Origin of the sequence: Brevibacterium sanguinis (assembly GCF_003315415.1) — a bacterium.
GTDB classification, from domain to species: Bacteria; Actinomycetota; Actinomycetes; order Actinomycetales; family Brevibacteriaceae; genus Brevibacterium; species Brevibacterium celere_A.
Window position 1 is genome coordinate 167,694 of sequence record NZ_QNSB01000004.1, and the last position, 17,639, is coordinate 185,332.

The 17,639-nt window shown below is 65.3% G+C and carries 11 protein-coding genes and 1 CRISPR repeat array (1 of these 12 only partly in view); of the genes, 10 read left to right on the forward strand and 1 reads right to left on the reverse strand.

The genetic code is table 11. From position 1 onward, the window contains the following. Window positions 1-4,037: direct repeats of the CRISPR family, unit length 28 nt; unit sequence GTGCTCCCCGCCTACGCGGGGATGATCC; it begins 3,863 nt to the left of the window's first position. Window positions 4,038-4,111: 74 nt separating this feature from the next. After that, window positions 4,112-5,605 (reverse strand): amino acid permease, encoded by a 1,494-nt coding sequence (locus DFO65_RS07195; RefSeq protein WP_113903741.1) that lies wholly within the window; start codon window positions 5,603-5,605, stop codon window positions 4,112-4,114. A gap of 266 nt (window positions 5,606-5,871) precedes the next feature. On the opposite strand from DFO65_RS07195, the gene DFO65_RS07200 reads away from it, so the two are divergent. The 10 genes from DFO65_RS07200 (at window position 5,872) to cas2e (ending at window position 17,512) form a co-directional block, all read left to right on the forward strand. Further along, window positions 5,872-6,963, forward strand: a complete 1,092-nt coding sequence (locus DFO65_RS07200; protein WP_113903742.1) for an S-(hydroxymethyl)mycothiol dehydrogenase — start codon at window positions 5,872-5,874, stop codon at window positions 6,961-6,963. Then, window positions 6,963-7,637 (forward strand): MBL fold metallo-hydrolase, encoded by a 675-nt coding sequence (locus tag DFO65_RS07205; protein ID WP_113903743.1) that lies wholly within the window; start codon window positions 6,963-6,965, stop codon window positions 7,635-7,637. Before DFO65_RS07200 ends, DFO65_RS07205 begins: the two co-directional genes overlap by 1 nt. Window positions 7,638-8,027: 390 nt before the next feature. Next, complete coding sequence (gene cas3, locus DFO65_RS07210) at window positions 8,028-11,189, forward strand: CRISPR-associated helicase Cas3' (RefSeq protein ID WP_181778658.1); 3,162 nt, start codon at window positions 8,028-8,030, stop codon at window positions 11,187-11,189. Window positions 11,190-11,233: 44 nt separating this feature from the next. Beyond that, window positions 11,234-12,910, forward strand: a complete 1,677-nt coding sequence (gene casA, locus DFO65_RS07215) for a type I-E CRISPR-associated protein Cse1/CasA (RefSeq protein WP_181778659.1) — start codon at window positions 11,234-11,236, stop codon at window positions 12,908-12,910. After that, window positions 12,903-13,547 carry a type I-E CRISPR-associated protein Cse2/CasB gene (casB, locus tag DFO65_RS07220; protein ID WP_113903746.1) on the forward strand — a complete coding sequence of 215 codons (645 nt, stop codon included), beginning with the start codon at window positions 12,903-12,905 and terminating at the stop codon, window positions 13,545-13,547. Before casA ends, casB begins: the two co-directional genes overlap by 8 nt. Before the next feature lie 20 nt (window positions 13,548-13,567). Next, entirely contained in the window at window positions 13,568-14,722 is a 1,155-nt protein-coding gene (gene cas7e / locus DFO65_RS07225; RefSeq protein ID WP_113903747.1) for a type I-E CRISPR-associated protein Cas7/Cse4/CasC, read from the forward strand. Further along, window positions 14,719-15,459: a type I-E CRISPR-associated protein Cas5/CasD gene (gene cas5e / locus DFO65_RS07230; RefSeq protein ID WP_113903748.1), complete on the forward strand. Its 741-nt coding sequence runs from the start codon at window positions 14,719-14,721 to the stop codon at window positions 15,457-15,459. Before cas7e ends, cas5e begins: the two co-directional genes overlap by 4 nt. After that, the gene (gene cas6e, locus DFO65_RS07235; protein WP_113903749.1) at window positions 15,440-16,180 is read left to right on the forward strand and encodes a type I-E CRISPR-associated protein Cas6/Cse3/CasE; all 741 of its coding nucleotides are present in this window, start codon (window positions 15,440-15,442) and stop codon (window positions 16,178-16,180) included. The genes cas5e and cas6e overlap by 20 nt, the downstream gene beginning before the upstream one ends. 55 nt (window positions 16,181-16,235) lie before the next feature. Then, on the forward strand, window positions 16,236-17,138 hold the full coding sequence (cas1e, locus tag DFO65_RS07240) for a type I-E CRISPR-associated endonuclease Cas1e (protein ID WP_245940526.1): 903 nt from the start codon (window positions 16,236-16,238) through the stop codon (window positions 17,136-17,138). After that, window positions 17,138-17,512 carry a type I-E CRISPR-associated endoribonuclease Cas2e gene (gene cas2e, locus DFO65_RS07245; protein WP_113903751.1) on the forward strand — a complete coding sequence of 125 codons (375 nt, stop codon included), beginning with the start codon at window positions 17,138-17,140 and terminating at the stop codon, window positions 17,510-17,512. Before cas1e ends, cas2e begins: the two co-directional genes overlap by 1 nt. Window positions 17,513-17,639 lie beyond the last annotated feature (127 nt).

The window sequence follows — 17,639 nt, forward strand, 5'->3', positions numbered from 1 at the left end:
GGATGATCCCCCGCCGATCAGATCTCGCTCGGTCAGGTGCTCGTGCTCCCCGCCTACGCGGGGATGATCCCAACCCGCACCCACCATGCCTCAACTGCTATCAGTGCTCCCCGCCTACGCGGGGATGATCCGCCCATGCTCATCACCGATTCGTCGTGGTCCAGGTGCTCCCCGCCTACGCGGGGATGATCCGTTGTGAGGATACTCGCCGGTAACATCGGGCAGGTGCTCCCCGCCTACGCGGGGATGATCCTGGGCGGACGAGCTGTGGGTCACCCCGCAGACAGTGCTCCCCGCCTACGCGGGGATGATCCCAGCCCATCCCAGCGGACGATGAGCGCACCATGGTGCTCCCCGCCTACGCGGGGATGATCCGGGTGGGGTGCGACGTTCGTCAAGCACACCGGCGTGCTCCCCGCCTACGCGGGGATGATCCCAGGGGAATCTCCTCATCCGTGAGGTCGTTGCGGTGCTCCCCGCCTACGCGGGGATGATCCGTCCCGCTACTTCGGGCAGATCGCCCCGTCGATGTGCTCCCCGCCTACGCGGGGATGATCCCTGGGAGACCCTCGACGATCCCGCCTACGTCATGTGCTCCCCGCCTACGCGGGGATGATCCGGTCGTCGCCCGTCTCGACGGGGAAGTGGTCAGGTGCTCCCCGCCTACGCGGGGATGATCCGGCGGCTGCTGCTGAGTCGGCGGCGAAAGCCCAGTGCTCCCCGCCTACGCGGGGATGATCCGCGTCGTGGGCGCCCGTGGGTCTCACCCACTCAGTGCTCCCCGCCTACGCGGGGATGATCCCCCCGGAGACCTGGTGTTCGACCCCTTCGGAGGGTGCTCCCCGCCTACGCGGGGATGATCCTGGTGGCTCAACGAAACCGCCTGGATACTCATCGTGCTCCCCGCCTACGCGGGGATGATCCCTGCCCGATGTCGTGGTCACACTCAGTGAGCGTGTGCTCCCCGCCTACGCGGGGATGATCCCGTCGGTGACGATTCATGGAAGGACAGCGATCAGTGCTCCCCGCCTACGCGGGGATGATCCTGCTCGGCCGCGGTTGGTTCGGGCGGTGCGGGGGTGCTCCCCGCCTACGCGGGGATGATCCTCCGGGCGGGTCGCCGCCTACTCAACGAATGCAGTGCTCCCCGCCTACGCGGGGATGATCCCTCACCCACCGACTCGGCTTCCACGGCCATGTCGTGCTCCCCGCCTACGCGGGGATGATCCGCTGCAGCGTTCCACGGTGACGTTGCGGGTGTGGTGCTCCCCGCCTACGCTGGGATGATCCCCCATCCGTCACGGGTGGGATCATGGTGCCCACGTGCTCCCCGCCTACGCGGGGATGATCCTCGGCGTTCCAGCGGTACCAGCGGCCAGCGAGGGTGCTCCCCGCCTACGCGGGGATGATCCGGGTTACGCCGACGAACCGGTGACCAAGACCGTGTGCTCCCCGCCTACGCGGGGATGATCCCACGAACTCCCCGAACGCGGCCACCGACAACGAGTGCTCCCCGCCTACGCGGGGATGATCCTCAGTGCCATCCCACACCGAGAGGAGGTTCCTCGTGCTCCCCGCCTACGCGGGGATGATCCGAAGAACCTCCAGGAGGACGCGAGGAAGTCTCGGTGCTCCCCGCCTACGCGGGGATGATCCCCCGCCAGCTCGTCCACGACCTCGAGGCCGACGGTGCTCCCCGCCTACGCGGGGATGATCCCACGGCAAGCCACCCCGCGATGCTCGCGAGACGGTGCTCCCCGCCTACGCGGGGATGATCCCGCTTCCGGGCGATCCGACTTCGCAGGAGTGAAGTGCTCCCCGCCTACGCGGGGATGATCCTGCTACGTATCCACGGAACCAAACCCTGCAGGGGTGCTCCCCGCCTACGCGGGGATGATCCCCCATCCGTCACGGGTGGGAGCATGGTGCCCACGTGCTCCCCGCCTACGCGGGGATGATCCCACGTCGCGCGGGGTGTCGTGCTTGTTGACGCCGTGCTCCCCGCCTACGCGGGGATGATCCGTTCTTCCGCAGGTCCTGCTCGTCACCCTTGATGTGCTCCCCGCCTACGCGGGGATGATCCCTGCGGCGACACCCAACGCGACGACGCCGGCCGGTGCTCCCCGCCTACGCGGGGATGATCCACGTTGCATTTCCGCTTCCGCGACCGTGAGGGTGTGCTCCCCGCCTACGCGGGGATGATCCCTCTGGCATCCACTTATCGAAGAACCGTTGCTCGTGCTCCCCGCCTACGCGGGGATGATCCTGTTCAATCACATATTGATAATTGAATGTTCAAGTGCTCCCCGCCTACGCGGGAATGATCCCAGGTAGCCGAGAGGGTGAGTCGCGGTCGCCTTGTGCTCCCCGCCTACGCGGGGATGATCCGGCGGTCGGGTTCTTCTCGCTCGAGATGGACGAGTGCTCCCCGCCTACTCGGGGATGATCCCGTCACGGGCATCACCCAGCAGGCGCGCATCACGGTGCTCCCCGCCTACGCGGGGATGATCCGTTCGTCCGCACCGTCTGGTCGGCGAGGTCCGTGTGCTCCCCGCCTACGCGGGGATGATCCCTGACTGCATCGTCGAGAAGCGCTCGCAGATCGGTGCTCCCCGCCTACGCGGGGATGATCCGCACTCCGCTGGCTCGACGAGCACCCAGACAAGGTGCTCCCCGCCTACGCGGGGATGATCCGATCTCGAGGTGGGACTTGGGCACCTGATGGGGGTGCTCCCCGCCTACGCGGGGATGATCCGCGTGCTGAGATCACCGACGCGAAGGAGCGGAAGTGCTCCCCGCCTACGCGGGGATGATCCGTCGATGAGCTGGCGGGCCGCGATCCGCTCCACCGTGCTCCCCGCCTGCGCGGGGATGATCCCGTCTGCCACGGCCCGTCCGTCGCTGCGGCGTGGTGCTCCCCGCCTGCGCGGGGATGATCCGGACGGCGAGGAGTGGATCGACGGCACCGCCACGTGCTCCCCGCCTGCGCGGGGATGATCCCAAGCAGAAGTCGTGGATCTCAGTGCGCAGATGGTGCTCCCCGCCTGCGCGGGGATGATCCCTCGGTGGCCCCGTTCTTCCGCACCACCTGCTTGTGCTCCCCGCCTGCGCGGGGATGATCCCTCGCCAGCCGTCGCCCAGATGGGTATGTTGTCGTGCTCCCCGCCTGCGCGGGGATGATCCCTCACTGAGAAGCGCCGCAACGGTGAGATCAAGGTGCTCCCCGCCTGCGCGGGGATGATCCGTGTACCACGATCACCGATAGTTTGAACCTGTGGTGCTCCCCGCCTGCGCGGGGATGATCCGTGTACCACGATCACCGATAGTTTGAACCTGTGGTGCTCCCCGCCTGCGCGGGGATGATCCGCAGATGCACACCGAGGCGAAAGTCGCATATCGGTGCTCCCCGCCTGCGCGGGGATGATCCGTGGATCGACATTCCCAGCGAGCAACGCGATCGGTGCTCCCCGCCTGCGCGGGGATGATCCGACCGTCATCAATGGGATGAAACGGGCCGCGCGGTGCTCCCCGCCTGCGTGGGGATGATCCCATGCGGTCGCCGGTGATGTTGACGTGGATGGGGTGCTCCCCGCCTGCGCGGGGATGATCCCTCACCGCCCCCCGCCGAGCCGCAGCCTACGACGTGCTCCCCGCCTGCGCGGGGATGATCCCACGATCCCCTGTGGTCCAACGGAAAGACGCTCGTGCTCCCCGCCTGCGCGGGGATGATCCGCCCAGACCATGCACGTCTGCCCGCTGCAGTTCGTGCTCCCCGCCTGCGCGGGGATGATCCCGGGCGCGGGTCGTACCAGAAAGGGTTTGGTGGGTGCTCCCCGCCTGCGCGGGGATGATCCCACGGTTGTAGCTACGATCACGTCGATCGGGGAGTGCTCCCCGCCTGCGCGGGGATGATCCCAGACGGCCACGCCGGCGCTCTTGGGGTACTCGGTGCTCCCCGCCTGCGCGGGGATGATCCGAAGTGATACTTCCCCGTCTTGACGATGTTGCTGTGCTCCCCGCCTGCCCGGGGATGACGCAACCGTCCTCCCCGCACCAGCGGGGAGGACGGAATGACCTGGTCGCCGAGCTGATTTTCAGACGGGCAGTCGCCTCACCGCGCATCCACCTCGGCGGGGCGATGAAGGCGGCTGTGCCTCTTCGAGTATCCGAAGTAGACGATGAAACCGAGCAGCAGCCAGACGAGGAAGCGGATCCAGGTGTCGAGGTTGAGATTGAGCATGAGGTAGAAGCAGATCACCGCCGAGCCGATCGGCAGCACCGGCACGAACGGCACCTTGAAGGGGCGCGGCAGGTCGGGGCGGGTCTTGCGGAGCACGATGACCCCGATCGAGACGAGGACGAATGCTGACAGCGTGCCGATGTTGACGAGCTCGGCCAGAGTCGACAGCGGCACGAACGTCGCGATCACCGCGATGATGATTCCGGTGATGATCGTGAATCGGTAGGGAGTGCCGAACCTCGGGTTCGTCTTCGCCAGCCAGGTCGGAAGGAGTCCGTCGCGCGCCATGGAGAACCCGACGCGCGTCTGGCCCATGAACAGGATCATGCAGACGACGATGAGCCCGATGCAGGCGCCGATCGCGATGAGATCCGCCATCACAGGCATTCCGACGCTGACGAACGCGGTCGCCAACGGAGCACCGTCCTCCGGGTCGATCTCCCGGTAGTCCTGCATTCCGGTGATGACGAGAGAGACCGCAATGTAAAGTGCGGTGACGATCGCCAGGGAGCCGAAGATGCCGATCGGCAGATTGCGCTGCGGATTCCGCGTCTCCTCAGCGGTGGTGGCGACGACGTCGAACCCGATGAAGGCGAAGAACACCATGGCCGCCGCAGCGAAGATGCCGCCGACGCCGAAGACACTGGGTTCGAGACCGAAGATTCCTTGGATGATCGGCAGGTGCATCATCGAGCCCCCGGTGTCGGCCGGCGCCTCGGCGGGAGGAACGAAGGGAACCCAGTTCGCGACCTTGACGAAGAAGAGACCCGCGACGATGACGACGAGGACGACGACGACCTTGAGAATGGTCACGACCATGTTGATGCGGCTGGAGAGCTTGATGCCGCTGACGAGCACGATGGTCAGACCGAGAACGAGAAGGCCTGCCGGCAGGTTCATCACCCCGTCCTCGGCGGTCGCGATCGCTTCGGGAATCGCCAGCGGAGTCCCCTCGAGGACGACGGCGAGGTACTGGCTGAACGAGGTCGCCAACGCGGCGGCGCCGACGGTGAACTCGAGGATGAGATCCCACCCGATGATCCACGCCAGCAGCTCGCCCATCGTGGCGAAGGTGAACGTATAAGCGCTTCCTGCCACAGGAACGGTTGAGGCGAACTCGGCATAGCAGACTGCCGCGAGCGCGCACGCGAGACCTGCGATGAGGAACGACAGCGCGATGCCGGGTCCGGCATTGGTCGCCGCCGCGTGCCCCGTGAGCACGAAGATCCCCGCACCGATGCAGACACCGATGCCGAAGACGATGAGGTCGAAGGCGCCGAGGTTCTTCTTGAGCTGATGCTCGGGATCCTCGGTGTCCCTGATGCTCTGTTCGATTGACTTGGTGCGCTTCCATTCGCCGGCCATGGCGTCTCCTCGATATCGCAGTGTACGGGTCAACCTCCATTGCGGTGGGTCTACGGTACAACGGAGTCGACTGCACATTCAGCGACGTATCCGAATTGAAACCGAAACGATCGCCTCTCGCCACCCGTCCAATCCACATGTTCTCCTGTTCGACTCACGTTCCGGACGTCCGCTGGTCCCTCCGTGCTCACGTGGTTAGGGTGGGGCTTGTCATCAACGTATCAGGGCGCAACGGCCGCGGTCAGCGCTTCAAGCAAGGAGACACAATGCCACAGACTGTCAAAGGCGTCATCTCCAGGAGCAAGGGTGCTCCGGTGGAACTCACGAACATCGTCATCCCCGACCCGGGCCCGGGCGAGGTCATCGTCGATGTCAAGTCGTGCGGGGTCTGCCACACGGACTTCCACTACCGCGAGGGTGGGATCAGCGACGACTATCCGTTCCTGCTCGGCCATGAGTCGGCCGGTGTCGTCTCGGAGATCGGCGAGGGCGTGACCAATGTCGAGGTCGGCGACTTCGTCATCCTCAACTGGCGAGCCATCTGCGGCGACTGCCGGGCGTGCAAGCGCGGCGAACCGTGGTACTGCTTCGCCACCCACAACGCCTCGCAGAAGATGACCCTGGAGGACGGCACCGAACTGACCGCTGCGCTGGGCATCGGCTCGTTCGCTGAGAAGACCCTCGTCGCCGCCGGTCAGTGCACCATCGTCGACGAGGCCGATCCCGCCGTCGTCGGCCTGCTCGGCTGCGGCATCATGGCGGGCATCGGCGCCGCGATCAACACCGGCCAGGTCAGTCGCGGGAAGTCCACCGCCGTCATCGGCTGCGGCGGCGTCGGCTGTGCGGCGATCGCCGGCGCGGCGCTGGCCGGATCGGGAACGATCATCGCCGTCGACATCGACGACAAGAAGCTCGAATGGGCGAAGGACCTCGGCGCAACGCACACCATCAACTCCCGTGGTCTCGACGAGGACGGCGTCGTCGCGGCGATCCAGGAGCTCACCGGCGGGTTCGGCGCCGACGTCGTCATCGACGCTGTCGGTCGCCCCGAGACGTGGCGCCAGGCCTTCTACGGCCGCGATCTCGCCGGCACCGTCGTGCTCGTCGGAGTGCCGACCCCGGAGATGGAGCTCAGCGTCCCACTGCTCGACGTGTTCGGCCGCGGCGGCAGCCTCAAGTCCTCCTGGTACGGCGACTGCCTGCCGGCCCGGGACTTCCCGATGCTCGTCGACCTCTACACGCAGGGTCGCCTGCCGCTCGAGAAGTTCGTCTCCGAGAGGATCGGAATCGGCGATGTCGAGGAGGCCTTCGACAAGATGGGCCGCGGTGAGGTTCTGCGTTCGGTGGTGATGTTCTGATGGCTGCGGCAATCGAGCACCTGGTCACCAAGGGAACGTTCTCGCTCGACGGTGGAACCTGGGACGTCGACAACAACGTGTGGATCGTCGGCAACGACTCCGAGGTCATCGTCATCGACCCGGCCCATGACCCCGAGGCGATCGCCGAGGCGGTCAACGGCCGTGAGGTCAAGGCGATCCTCCTCACGCACGGGCACGACGATCACGTCGCCGCGGTTCGCGATTTCGCACACCGCGTCGGCAACCCTCCCGTCCACCTCAACCCCGAGGACCGTGTCCTCTGGGACATGACCTACGAGGACTATCAGCCGGACAGGGAGATCACCGACGGCGACACGTTCAGCATCGACAGTGTCCGGCTGAAGGCGCTGCACACCCCCGGGCACTCCCCCGGTTCGACGTGCTTCTTCATCGAGACGGGACTTCCGGTTCCCGACTCCGCCGGAGCCGGTGCGGCCGTCGGCCCGGTCCTGTTCTCGGGAGACACCCTGTTCAACGGCGGTCCCGGCGCGACCGGCCGGTCGTACTCGAGCTTCGAGACGATCATCGAGTCGATCCGCGACACGCTGTTCACTCTGCCCGAGGCGACGATCGTCCTCACCGGCCACGGTGATGCGACGTCGATCGGTGCCGAGAAGCCGAACCTCGACGAGTGGGTGAAGCGGGGGCACTGAGAAGTGAGATGAGGCCTCGGACCTCACTCCCGGCATACGCCGAGTTCAAGTAAAGGGCTGCTGAGACCGCAGAACATGCGGGCTCAGCAGCCCTCACCTCACCCTACAAAGGTAGGGAAGACACCCAAACATCCACTGCTTCGCAATCGAAATCCGGGTCACCCCGAGCGCATCGGGAAAGGACACTCGTGAAACCGACTGCCACCGTGTCCGTGCCGCAGTCTGATGTTTCTCTCAATCGAGGGTATCGTCGACTTCCAACAACATCCGCCGTTGACTTCTCTGGATAATCGGCTAGATTGATTTCACGCACTACGAATGTGTGCTACGCAATCTAAATCGTTGAGTCTTCCGTGCCCTCACCCGGACTGGAGACCAGAAGGGTCAATGATGACCGACACGAAGTCTCTGGCCGACCTCCTCTGGGCCAAGACGCTCCGGGATCGCGATACCCAGGAACTCATCGGCTGGTTGCCCCTTCTCGTGCACCTCCGGGACACCGCAGAGGTCGCGACCCGGCTTTATCACCACCGCAAGTCCCGGCAACAGCTCTCGGTCATCGAGTCGATGATTCCCGCTGAGATTGTTCCCGACGCTCTGATCCGGTTTCTTGCCTCTCTGCACGATGTCGGCAAGGCCGGCCCCAACTTCCAGGCGCAGGATTCCGAGCGGGCCGCCCGACTCCATGAGTCCTCCCATCGGCCCGACAGCGAGGCCCCGGTGCTCAACGTCCGCCAGTGTCAGGAGATCGGCAGCCAGGCTGAATTCCCGCACTCCCTGGCTTCGGAAGTCATCGTGGGACGAGTGCTCGCTTCGGAATTCGGTATGGTCCACCAACCGAAGTCGTCAATAGCATCCAAGTTCGGACCGTCGACTTCGTCACCGGTCCCGCTTCCTGTCGTCCATCAGCTGGCCAGCGTCCTCGGCGCCCATCATGGAATGACCGCGTATGGCGCGATGGCCAAACGTCGCATCTGCGCTCCTCGTTGGCCTCTGGAACTCGGGATGCGGGAATCGGCCTGGCCTGCGGTCCAGAGGGACATCGCCTCGCGACTCATCGCCGAGTCCGGCGTGGACTTCTCCTCCGACTTGTGGAAAGACCCAGGGCTGCACTTCGACCGAGGAGTGCTCTCGCTTCTGTCCAGCCTCGTCATCGAGGCGGACTGGATCGCATCGAATCACGACCTCTTCCCGCTCATCGCCCCCGACGAGGACATCCGCCACTGCAGGCCGTCATCCGAACGCGCCGAGGCTGCCTGGAACGCCCTCGGGCTGCCTGGCCTCTGGACACCATGCCCCACACCTGACATCGCAGCGGCACTGGGGTCGCGGTTCGCTCTCCCCGAAGCCGCGCGACCCCGTCCCGGACAGGCTGCGGCCCATGCTGCGACGACCGGACTCGTCGAGCCGGCCATCGTCCTTCTCGAGGATGAGACCGGCCGGGGCAAGACCGAAGCGGGGCTGTTGGCCGCTGAGAACCTGGCCCATGCGACCGGAGCCTCCGGAGTTCTCTTCTGCCTTCCGACTCAAGCGACGACCAACGGCATGTTCCCACGGTACCTGAGCTGGATCGAAAGGCTGGACAGCGAGGGGCCCGATGACGACGTGACGACCGCCTTGGCGCACGGCAAGGCGAATCTCAACGAGGACCGCCGAAAGCTTCGCCGGCTGGATCGACCGGGACAGCCTCAGCGGCTGCGCATCTCCGATCAAGGAGGTGGTGACCTCACCGGAGTCGAACTCGGCAATGGGCTCCCCCCGGACTCACAGGTCCACGACGAATACCGTTCTCGTCGACATGGCTCTGCCCCGACCCGCCTCAGGCCGGGCAACCACACCTGGCTGAGCGGCAGGAAGAAGAGGCTGCAGGCCGACTTCGTCATCGGCACCGTCGACCAATTGCTCATGGCCGGCCTTCGAGCCCGGCATCTCATGCTCAGACACAGCGGCCTCGCGGACAAAGTCATCGTCATCGATGAAGTTCACGCATCGGATTCGACTATGCGTGTGTTCCTCCGCAAGGCGCTCGTCTGGTTGGGGCGATGGGGTGTTCCGGTCGTGGTCCTCACAGCGACGCTGCCGCCCGAACAGAAGCACCACCTCATCGAGGCCTACCGACGTGGTCTCGACCTGCGCGCCTCCTCGGGGACCGACCACCAGCACCTCACTCGGCCGGCCGACTCCCGGGAACCGGATGCAGCGGATGCACCGGATCCCCCGGAAACCGAGGCCGTCTACCCTGCGCTGACGGTCGCCACAGCCGGATCGACGACCGTCATCCCCATCGAGGCAGGCGATTCGAAGTCAGTCACGCTCGACGAACTCGACGACGATGACACGGCACTCATCGACGCGATCACCAGGTACGGTTCGGAAGGCGGGTGCATCGCCGTCATCCGCAATTCGGTGCGCCGAGTCCAGGCGACCGCCGAGGCGCTGCGAAACGCGTTCGGATTCGACGCGGTCACTGTGGCCCATGCGCGATTCACGGCATCGGACCGCGCAGAGCGGGACCGCTCACTGCTCGAGGCATTCGGGAAGGACAGCTCCAAGCGGCCGGACTTCTCCATCGTGGTGGCGACATCGGTCATCGAGCAGAGCCTGGACATCGACTTCGATCTCATGTTCACGGATCTCTGCCCCGTCGACCTCCTCATCCAGCGGATCGGCCGCGTGCACCGACACTCGGGGAGGGCGCGACCGGGTCCCGTGACGCAGGCCCGCTGCATCATCACCCGCCCCGGCGGGGACGGAGACGAGGGACCGAACTTTCCCTCCGATTCGGAGCACATCTACGGCCGGCATGTCCTGCTGCGGACCGCAGCCGCCCTCCGAGTCATCTGCCGCGCCGGCACTCTCACGTCACCCGACGACATCGCATCGCTCGTGCACACGGTCTACAGCGGCCAGAGACTCGGTCCGGATGAGTGGTGGCCCGCGATGGACGCCGCCAAGAAAGCGGCTCGGCTGAAGGAAGCCACTGCGCAGGATCTGGCCGAACGGTGGGCCACCGAGCCCGACCGACCGCTTCAGGGGCTCGATGACTGGCTCAATCTCAACGACGGCGATCCCGAGGACTCCGACCCCTACGAACGGGAACGCGGCAGCGTGCGCGACGGCTCCGAATCGATCGAAGTCCTGCTGGTCCTCAGCGACGGAACAGGGTGGCGAACGCTCGACTGGCTCCCTCGCATGGGCGGCGTGGACATACCGACGACGGCTGAGGTCCCCTGGCACGTCGCCGAGGCGGTCGCCAACTCCTCGATCCGCCTCCCCTTCGCCATGTGCCGCGGTTTCGATGGGGACAAGGTGATCGAGGAACTCGAGAAGTTCGGGGTAGCAGCCTGGCAGAGATCTCCCCTGCTGCGCGGGCAGCTGGTGCTCCCGATGACTGCCGAGTCGGACGTCGCCGAAAGCTCCCGCCATCACGGGGAAGACGCCCCACGATTCTCTGCTCGAGTCGGAGACTGGCACGTGGTCTACGACCGCGCCATGGGGCTCGTCGCCGAGAGACGCAAGGACTCCGCACACACAGAAGAGATTCGCGACTGACTGCTTCCCATTCCCCTCCGCTCCACACACGAAAGGAATCGATGATGAGCACGACAATGGCGTCACCCTCCTCGACCGAGGAGGTGAAATCCGAAGAGTCTCCCTACTTCAATCTCATCGACGAGCGGTGGATTCCGGTGCTGATGCTCGATGGGAGTGAGACGACGCTGTCGCTCACTCAGACCATCGAATATGCACCGGACATCCGCCAGTTGCAGGGCGAACTGCCGACGACACGAGCGGCTCTGCTCCGGCTGCTCGTGGCGATACTCGCTCGTGGGATCGGGCTTCCTCGCGACCCCGACGAATGGAGTTCAAAGCTGGGCGACTGGCAGTCGGTGTCCGACTCCGTCACGTCCTATCTCCACCGGCATCACGATCGCTTCTGGCTGCGTCATGCTTCCACGCCGTTCTTCCAGGTGGCGGATCTGGGTCCCGCCTCGGACGAAACGAAGGACCTCGGCGCATTCGTCGCCGACTTCCCCGCCAACGTCCAGGCGTTCACCCAGCGCGGTCCTCGCAGTCTCGACCGCATGTCTCCGGCAGAGGCGACGAGGTGGCTCATCCACGCCCATGCCTACGATCCCTCGGGCATCAAGACCCCGGACCGTCGGGATCCTCGGACCAAAGGCGGAAAGGTCTATCCCCTGGGTACGGGATGGACGGGCAAAGGAGAGGTGCTCATCGCCGGGGGCAACAGTCTCGAACTCACGCTGATCCTCAACATCGTCGCCCCCGACGGCCAACGGATCATCAGCGGCGACGAGGACCGGCCGCCCTGGGAACGACCGCACCCCGGACCCCTCGAGGAGTTCGACGCACCGGCGATGCCCCAGGGGTTCATCCAGACCTACACGTGGCAGTCACGGCGCATCCGGCTGCTCTTCGACGGCTGCGACGTCACCCGGGTCGTCCTCTGCTACGGCGACCCGCTGAGCGAACAGAACCGGCAGGCATTCGACCCGATGATGACCTGGCGCTACAGCAAACCTCAGTCCACCAAGTTCGGAACGACTGTGTTCATGCCGGGGATGGTCGACCCCTCGAAGTCGGTGTGGCGCAGCATGTCGGCATGGCTGCCCACAGGTGCGCAGTCCATCGTCAACGGTGCTCGCCAGCACCTCGAACCAGGCGTCCTCGAGTGGATCGGACAGCTTTACAAGCATGACAAACTCTCCATCGGATTCCGTCCCAACATCGAACTGGTCGGAGTCCAGTACGGCAACATGTCCGCCACCTATGCCGAAGTCGTCAACGATTCGCTTCGGGTGCCGACGTTCCTTCTCCAGGACGACGCCGTCGATGCCGCGGAAACCGTCATCCACGCCATCGACGACGCGGATACGGTCGCATGGTACCTCGGCACCTTCGCGGTGAATCTCGCCAGGGCCCGCGGCGTCGAGGACGCCGAGGCGTTCAGGGAGGAAGCGAAGGACACGGCATTCAGGGACTTCGGTCTCATCTTCGCCGCCTGGCTGGACAGCCTCCGCGACGACTCCCGCTGGCACACCGCCCGCGGTCTGTGGCAGAAGGCACTGCGTGATTCAGCGGTGTCGATCGCCCGCCGCCTCGCCCATGAAGCGGGTACGGCTTCCTACCTCGGCCGCATCGTCGACGTCGAGAACGGCACTTGGCTGACGACCGACATCGCCCTCGGCTATCTGCACAAGGGCCTGAGGAAAACCCTTTCCATCGCCTACCAGGAGGACACCGATGCCTGATGACAGCACCCGCACGGACACGCGACTGACACCCAGTTCCTTCGTCATCCCGAAGGTGAGGATTCTCCAGGAGGGGCACGAGAAGGACAGGGCAGCTGCGCGGTCGGTCCTCGCCCAGCTGAGGCGCGCCTCGGCGGGCGATCCCGGGACCGCATGGGAGATCAGCGAGTACCTGCTCCCGGAGAGGGAGTACTTCGACTCGGCGATGAGACCCGGGTCGCCTCGATCCGAATCCGCGGACTATCTCGAGACCGCGATCCACGTGGCGATGACGACGTATGCGCAGCTCCAGCAGGGCAAGGATTCCGGCATGCACGTCAAGGATCGCACCCTCGGAGAGGCGGCAAGGATGCTCGCGGCGCATCGCGACGAGCCCATGGACCGGGGCAAGGTCTGGGAGCGTCTGGCCAAACTCGCACAGTCCCAGACGATGTCGAGTCTGCGGTGGCAGCTGCGCGGATTCGTCGGTCTTCTCCATCGGCGGAGCATCGGCCTCGACATCGGCCGACTTGCCGACGACGTCTTCTACTGGCAGTTCCCGGCATCGAGGCCGAACGTCCAGCGCTCATGGAGCCGCCAGTTCTTCCACAATCCCCGGCCGGAAGCCGATGCTACCGCGACCGACTCCACCACCTGAACGAATCCCAAGGAGCAATCATGACCACCACCTATTTCGATGTCCATGTCCTCCAGTCCGTTCCGCCGAGCAACGTCAACCGAGACGACACCGGCGCACCGAAGACCGCCGTCTATGGCGGAGTCCGCCGTGCCAGGGTGTCCTCGCAGGCATGGAAACGCGCGACACGAGAAGCATTCAAGGATCTTGTCGACGCCTCCAAACTGGGGTCTCGCACCCAGCGAGTGATCGAACAGATCGCCGCAGAGATCGTCACGATCGACGACTCGCTCGCCAATGAGGCCGAAGCCATCGCCGAGAAGGTTCTCGCGGCGGTCGGGATCAAACTCGACAAGCCGAAGTCGAAGTCGAAGGATCCCGACGAGGCAGCGGGAACCCGGACGGAGTCTGCCTATCTCGTCTTCTTCAGCCATCTGCAGATCGTCAAGGCAGCGAAGCAGGCGATCGAGGACCATCGGGAGGGCAAGCCCAAATTCGACAAGAAGGTCTACAAGGAGATCCTCCAGCAGGACAACTCGCTCGACATCGCGCTCTTCGGTCGAATGATCGCCGACCTCACCGACCTCGGCGTCGACGCCTCTGCTCAGGTCGCGCATGCTCTGTCGGTCCACGCAGTTGAGAGCGAAGCCGACTTCTACACGGCTGTCGACGACTACAAGGTGGACGACCCCGACCGCGACGCCGGGGCGGGCATGCTCGGCACGGTCGAATTCAACTCCTCGACCCTCTACCGCTACGCAACGGTGAATGTCGACCAACTGGCGGAGAACCTCGGCGATGCCGCGGCCGCCGAAGAGGCCCTCACCGCCTTTGCACGCGGCTTCGTGCTGTCGATGCCATCCGGCAAGGTCAACAGCTTCGGAAACACGACGGTCCCGGCGGCCGTGATGTACTCGGTCCGTTCCGATCGCCCGATCAACTTCGTCGAAGCCTTCGAAGATCCCGTGATCCACAACGACGGCTATGTTCGTTCGGCGGTGGAACGCCTGGTCGACTATGCGACCGAGATCGACCAGGTCTACTCACCCGCACACGGCTACTGGACGGCCGGCGTCGGTGCGCGCGCGGAGAGACTCGACGTCCTCGCCCTGCGCAGTTCGGTCGATTCAGCCGTCGAGGGGTCCGTCAGAGCAGCCCTGTCGGCTCACCTCGGCCAAGTCAAGGAGGACGCGTGAGCACACTGCTCCTGCGGCTCGCGGGTCCGATGCAGTCGTGGGGCATGAGGGGCCGATTCACTCGCAGGACGACCGAGCTGCAACCGACGAAGAGCGGAATCGTCGGCCTCGTGGCTGCGGCGATGGGACGGCGTCGCACCGACCCCATCGAAGACCTGGCGAACCTGCGCTTCGGGGTGAGGGTCGATCAGCCCGGCCGACTCATGCGAGACTTCCAGACCGCCAGTCGCCCGGGAGTGACAGCACCGCTGTCCTACCGCTACTTCCTCAGCGACGCGGTCTTCCTCGCCGCCCTCGAGGGACCGGACGAGCTCATCGACGGCATCGACGACGCGCTGCAGGCTCCGAGCTTTCCACTGTACCTGGGGCGGCGCGCGTTTCCCCCGGCAGGGAAGGTCAGCCTCGGCGTGCAGAGGACTTCGATGCCCGAGGTGCTGTCCGAAACTCCATGGAGCGCAAGCCGATTCGTCATGAAGGCGACCAAGAACCCCGTCGTCTACGTGCGGATCGTCAGGGATGCCGAGCCCGGAGAGGAAGCATCCGACGCATTCGAGGACGTTCCCCTGAGCTTCGATCCGAACCGACGGCAGTTCGGGATGCGGTCGGTCTGCGAGTTGCGGGTGAAGCTGTCCAACCCCTGTGCGGCTGACGACGATGCTCAGCGCGCCGGCGGAGCGTTCGACTCTCATGACCCGTTCGGGTTCCTAGGAGGTCCCAGTGTTTCTCAGCAGAATTGAGCTGAATGCCGCTCGTCGAGGGACGAGGCACCTGCTCGGATCTCCCCAGAAGCTTCATGCGGCGGTCGAAGCCTCCTTCCCGAGCGGGGATCCGCAGGGCCAGGACGGCGGTTCGCGGCGCCTCTGGAGGCTGGACACGGGCAGCCCGAATCCCCGTCTGTACGTCGTCAGTGCGACTGCCCCCGACTTCACCCACCTCGAAGAGCAGGCGGGGTGGCCCACTCAGCCCAATTGGGCAGTCGCGGACTACTCGCCACTGCTCGACGACCTCACGACCGATCAGTTCTGGGAGTTCCGCCTGGCCGCCAATCCCGTCCACGCGGTGAGACCTGAGGACGGAGGCCGCAGCAAGCGATTCGCCCATGTGACGGTCGCACAGCAGGAGGAGTGGCTCGCTCGCCGCGCACAGCACCTCGGCGTGGCCTTCGACGTCGGGGTCGAGGTCGGGACAGATGATCCGACAGACGACGAGGACTCGGCATCCGTGAGTTTTCGCGTCGAGGAGCGCCGGCTGATGAAGTTCACACGAAAGAATCACTCCGTGACGATCCGCAAAGTCAGATACGACGGTGTTCTTCGTGTCACCGACCCGGGGCGGCTGCGCAGCGCTCTCGTCAACGGGATCGGCCCGGCGAAGGCGTACGGATGCGGGCTGCTCACTCTCGTTCCTGTCGCAGATGGAAGCGGATCGCGGTTCCTGTCGAGCGCTGATCGCGGCTGAGGGGTGATGGGAGATACAGGGATCGGTTCCGCTCGAACGATATGAACTGACAAGGGTGCGCGATCGCCTCTCGTTCCTCTACGTGGAGAGGGCGACGATCGCTCGCGATCGCAATGCTCTGACGATTCGCACCGATGAGGGCATCACCTATGTGCCGGGAGCGGGTCTCGCATGCCTCATGGCCGGGCCCGGCTCCCGGATCACCCATCAGGGGATGAGCCTCCTCGGCGAATGCGGTGTGTCGACCGTATGGGTCGGTGAGAAAGGCATTCGCTACTACGCTCATGGACGTTCCCTGGCATCTTCGACGCGGTACCTGGTCCGGCAGGCAGAGCTCGTGTCCAACGTCCGGTCACGCGTCGCCGTCGCTCGGGCCATGTACGCGCAGCGATTTCCCGGGGAGGACGTGTCCGGGCTGTCCATGCAGCAGCTTCGAGGGAGGGAAGGTGCTCGCGTGCGACAGATCTACCGAGCAGAATCCCAGCGAAGCGGAGTGCCGTGGACGCACCGCAACTTCGATTTCGACGACTTCGACGCCTCCGACGAGATCAACCGGGCTCTCAGCGCGGCTCATGTCTGCCTCTACGGCATCGTCCACGCAGTCGTGGCGGCGCTGGGAGCGTCGCCCGGGCTGGGTTTCGTTCACAATGGACACGAAAGGGCCTTCGTCTACGACATCGCCGACCTCTACAAAGCGGACATCACAATACCGCTGGCCTTCGATGTCACAGCCGAGTCTCCTCCCGACATCGGTGCCGCCGTCAGGTACCGGGTGCGGGACCTCGTCTACGAATCACGAGTCGTGGACAGGACGATCGACGACGTGACCCGGCTCCTGTTCGAACCCGCCGAGGTGGAGTCGGCTCTCGATTCCCTGGGATTGGACAGCAACGTCGTCCAGCTCTGGGATCCCAAGGGGCTCGTCGAGGGCGGTACCAATTATCACGTGGACAGCTGATGGTTGTCATCGTCGTCGCCGCCTGTCCACCCGGCCTGCGGGGAGAGCTCACCCGCTGGCTCTTGGAGATCGCTCCCGGAACGTTCGTCGGGCGCCTGTCGAAAAGGGTCCGTGAGCGGGTGTGGCAACGGGTCGTCGCGGGCGTCGGGTCCGGGAGGGCGACCATGATCTGGACCGCTCGAAACGAGCAGGGTCTGGAATTCCAGACCCATGGCGACCCGTGGAAGGTCACCGACTTCGACGGTCTCAAGCTGATCACTCGTCCTCATCCTGAGCAGACCCAGCTGAGGCGCCGGGGTGAGAAGCTCGCCGAGTCGGAGAACGGCGGGCTGCAGCAGGGCTGGAGCATGGCCTCGCGAAATCGTCGCCGCTGATCCTGTGCCGGCCGACCTGACCACCGGGATGAACACCAAGAAGCATTCTCATGCGGCCCGGCAGGTAGGATTCCCCAGTGAGCAATTCTCCAGCAACTCCCCCTGCACCGCAGCAGACTGCCGCCTC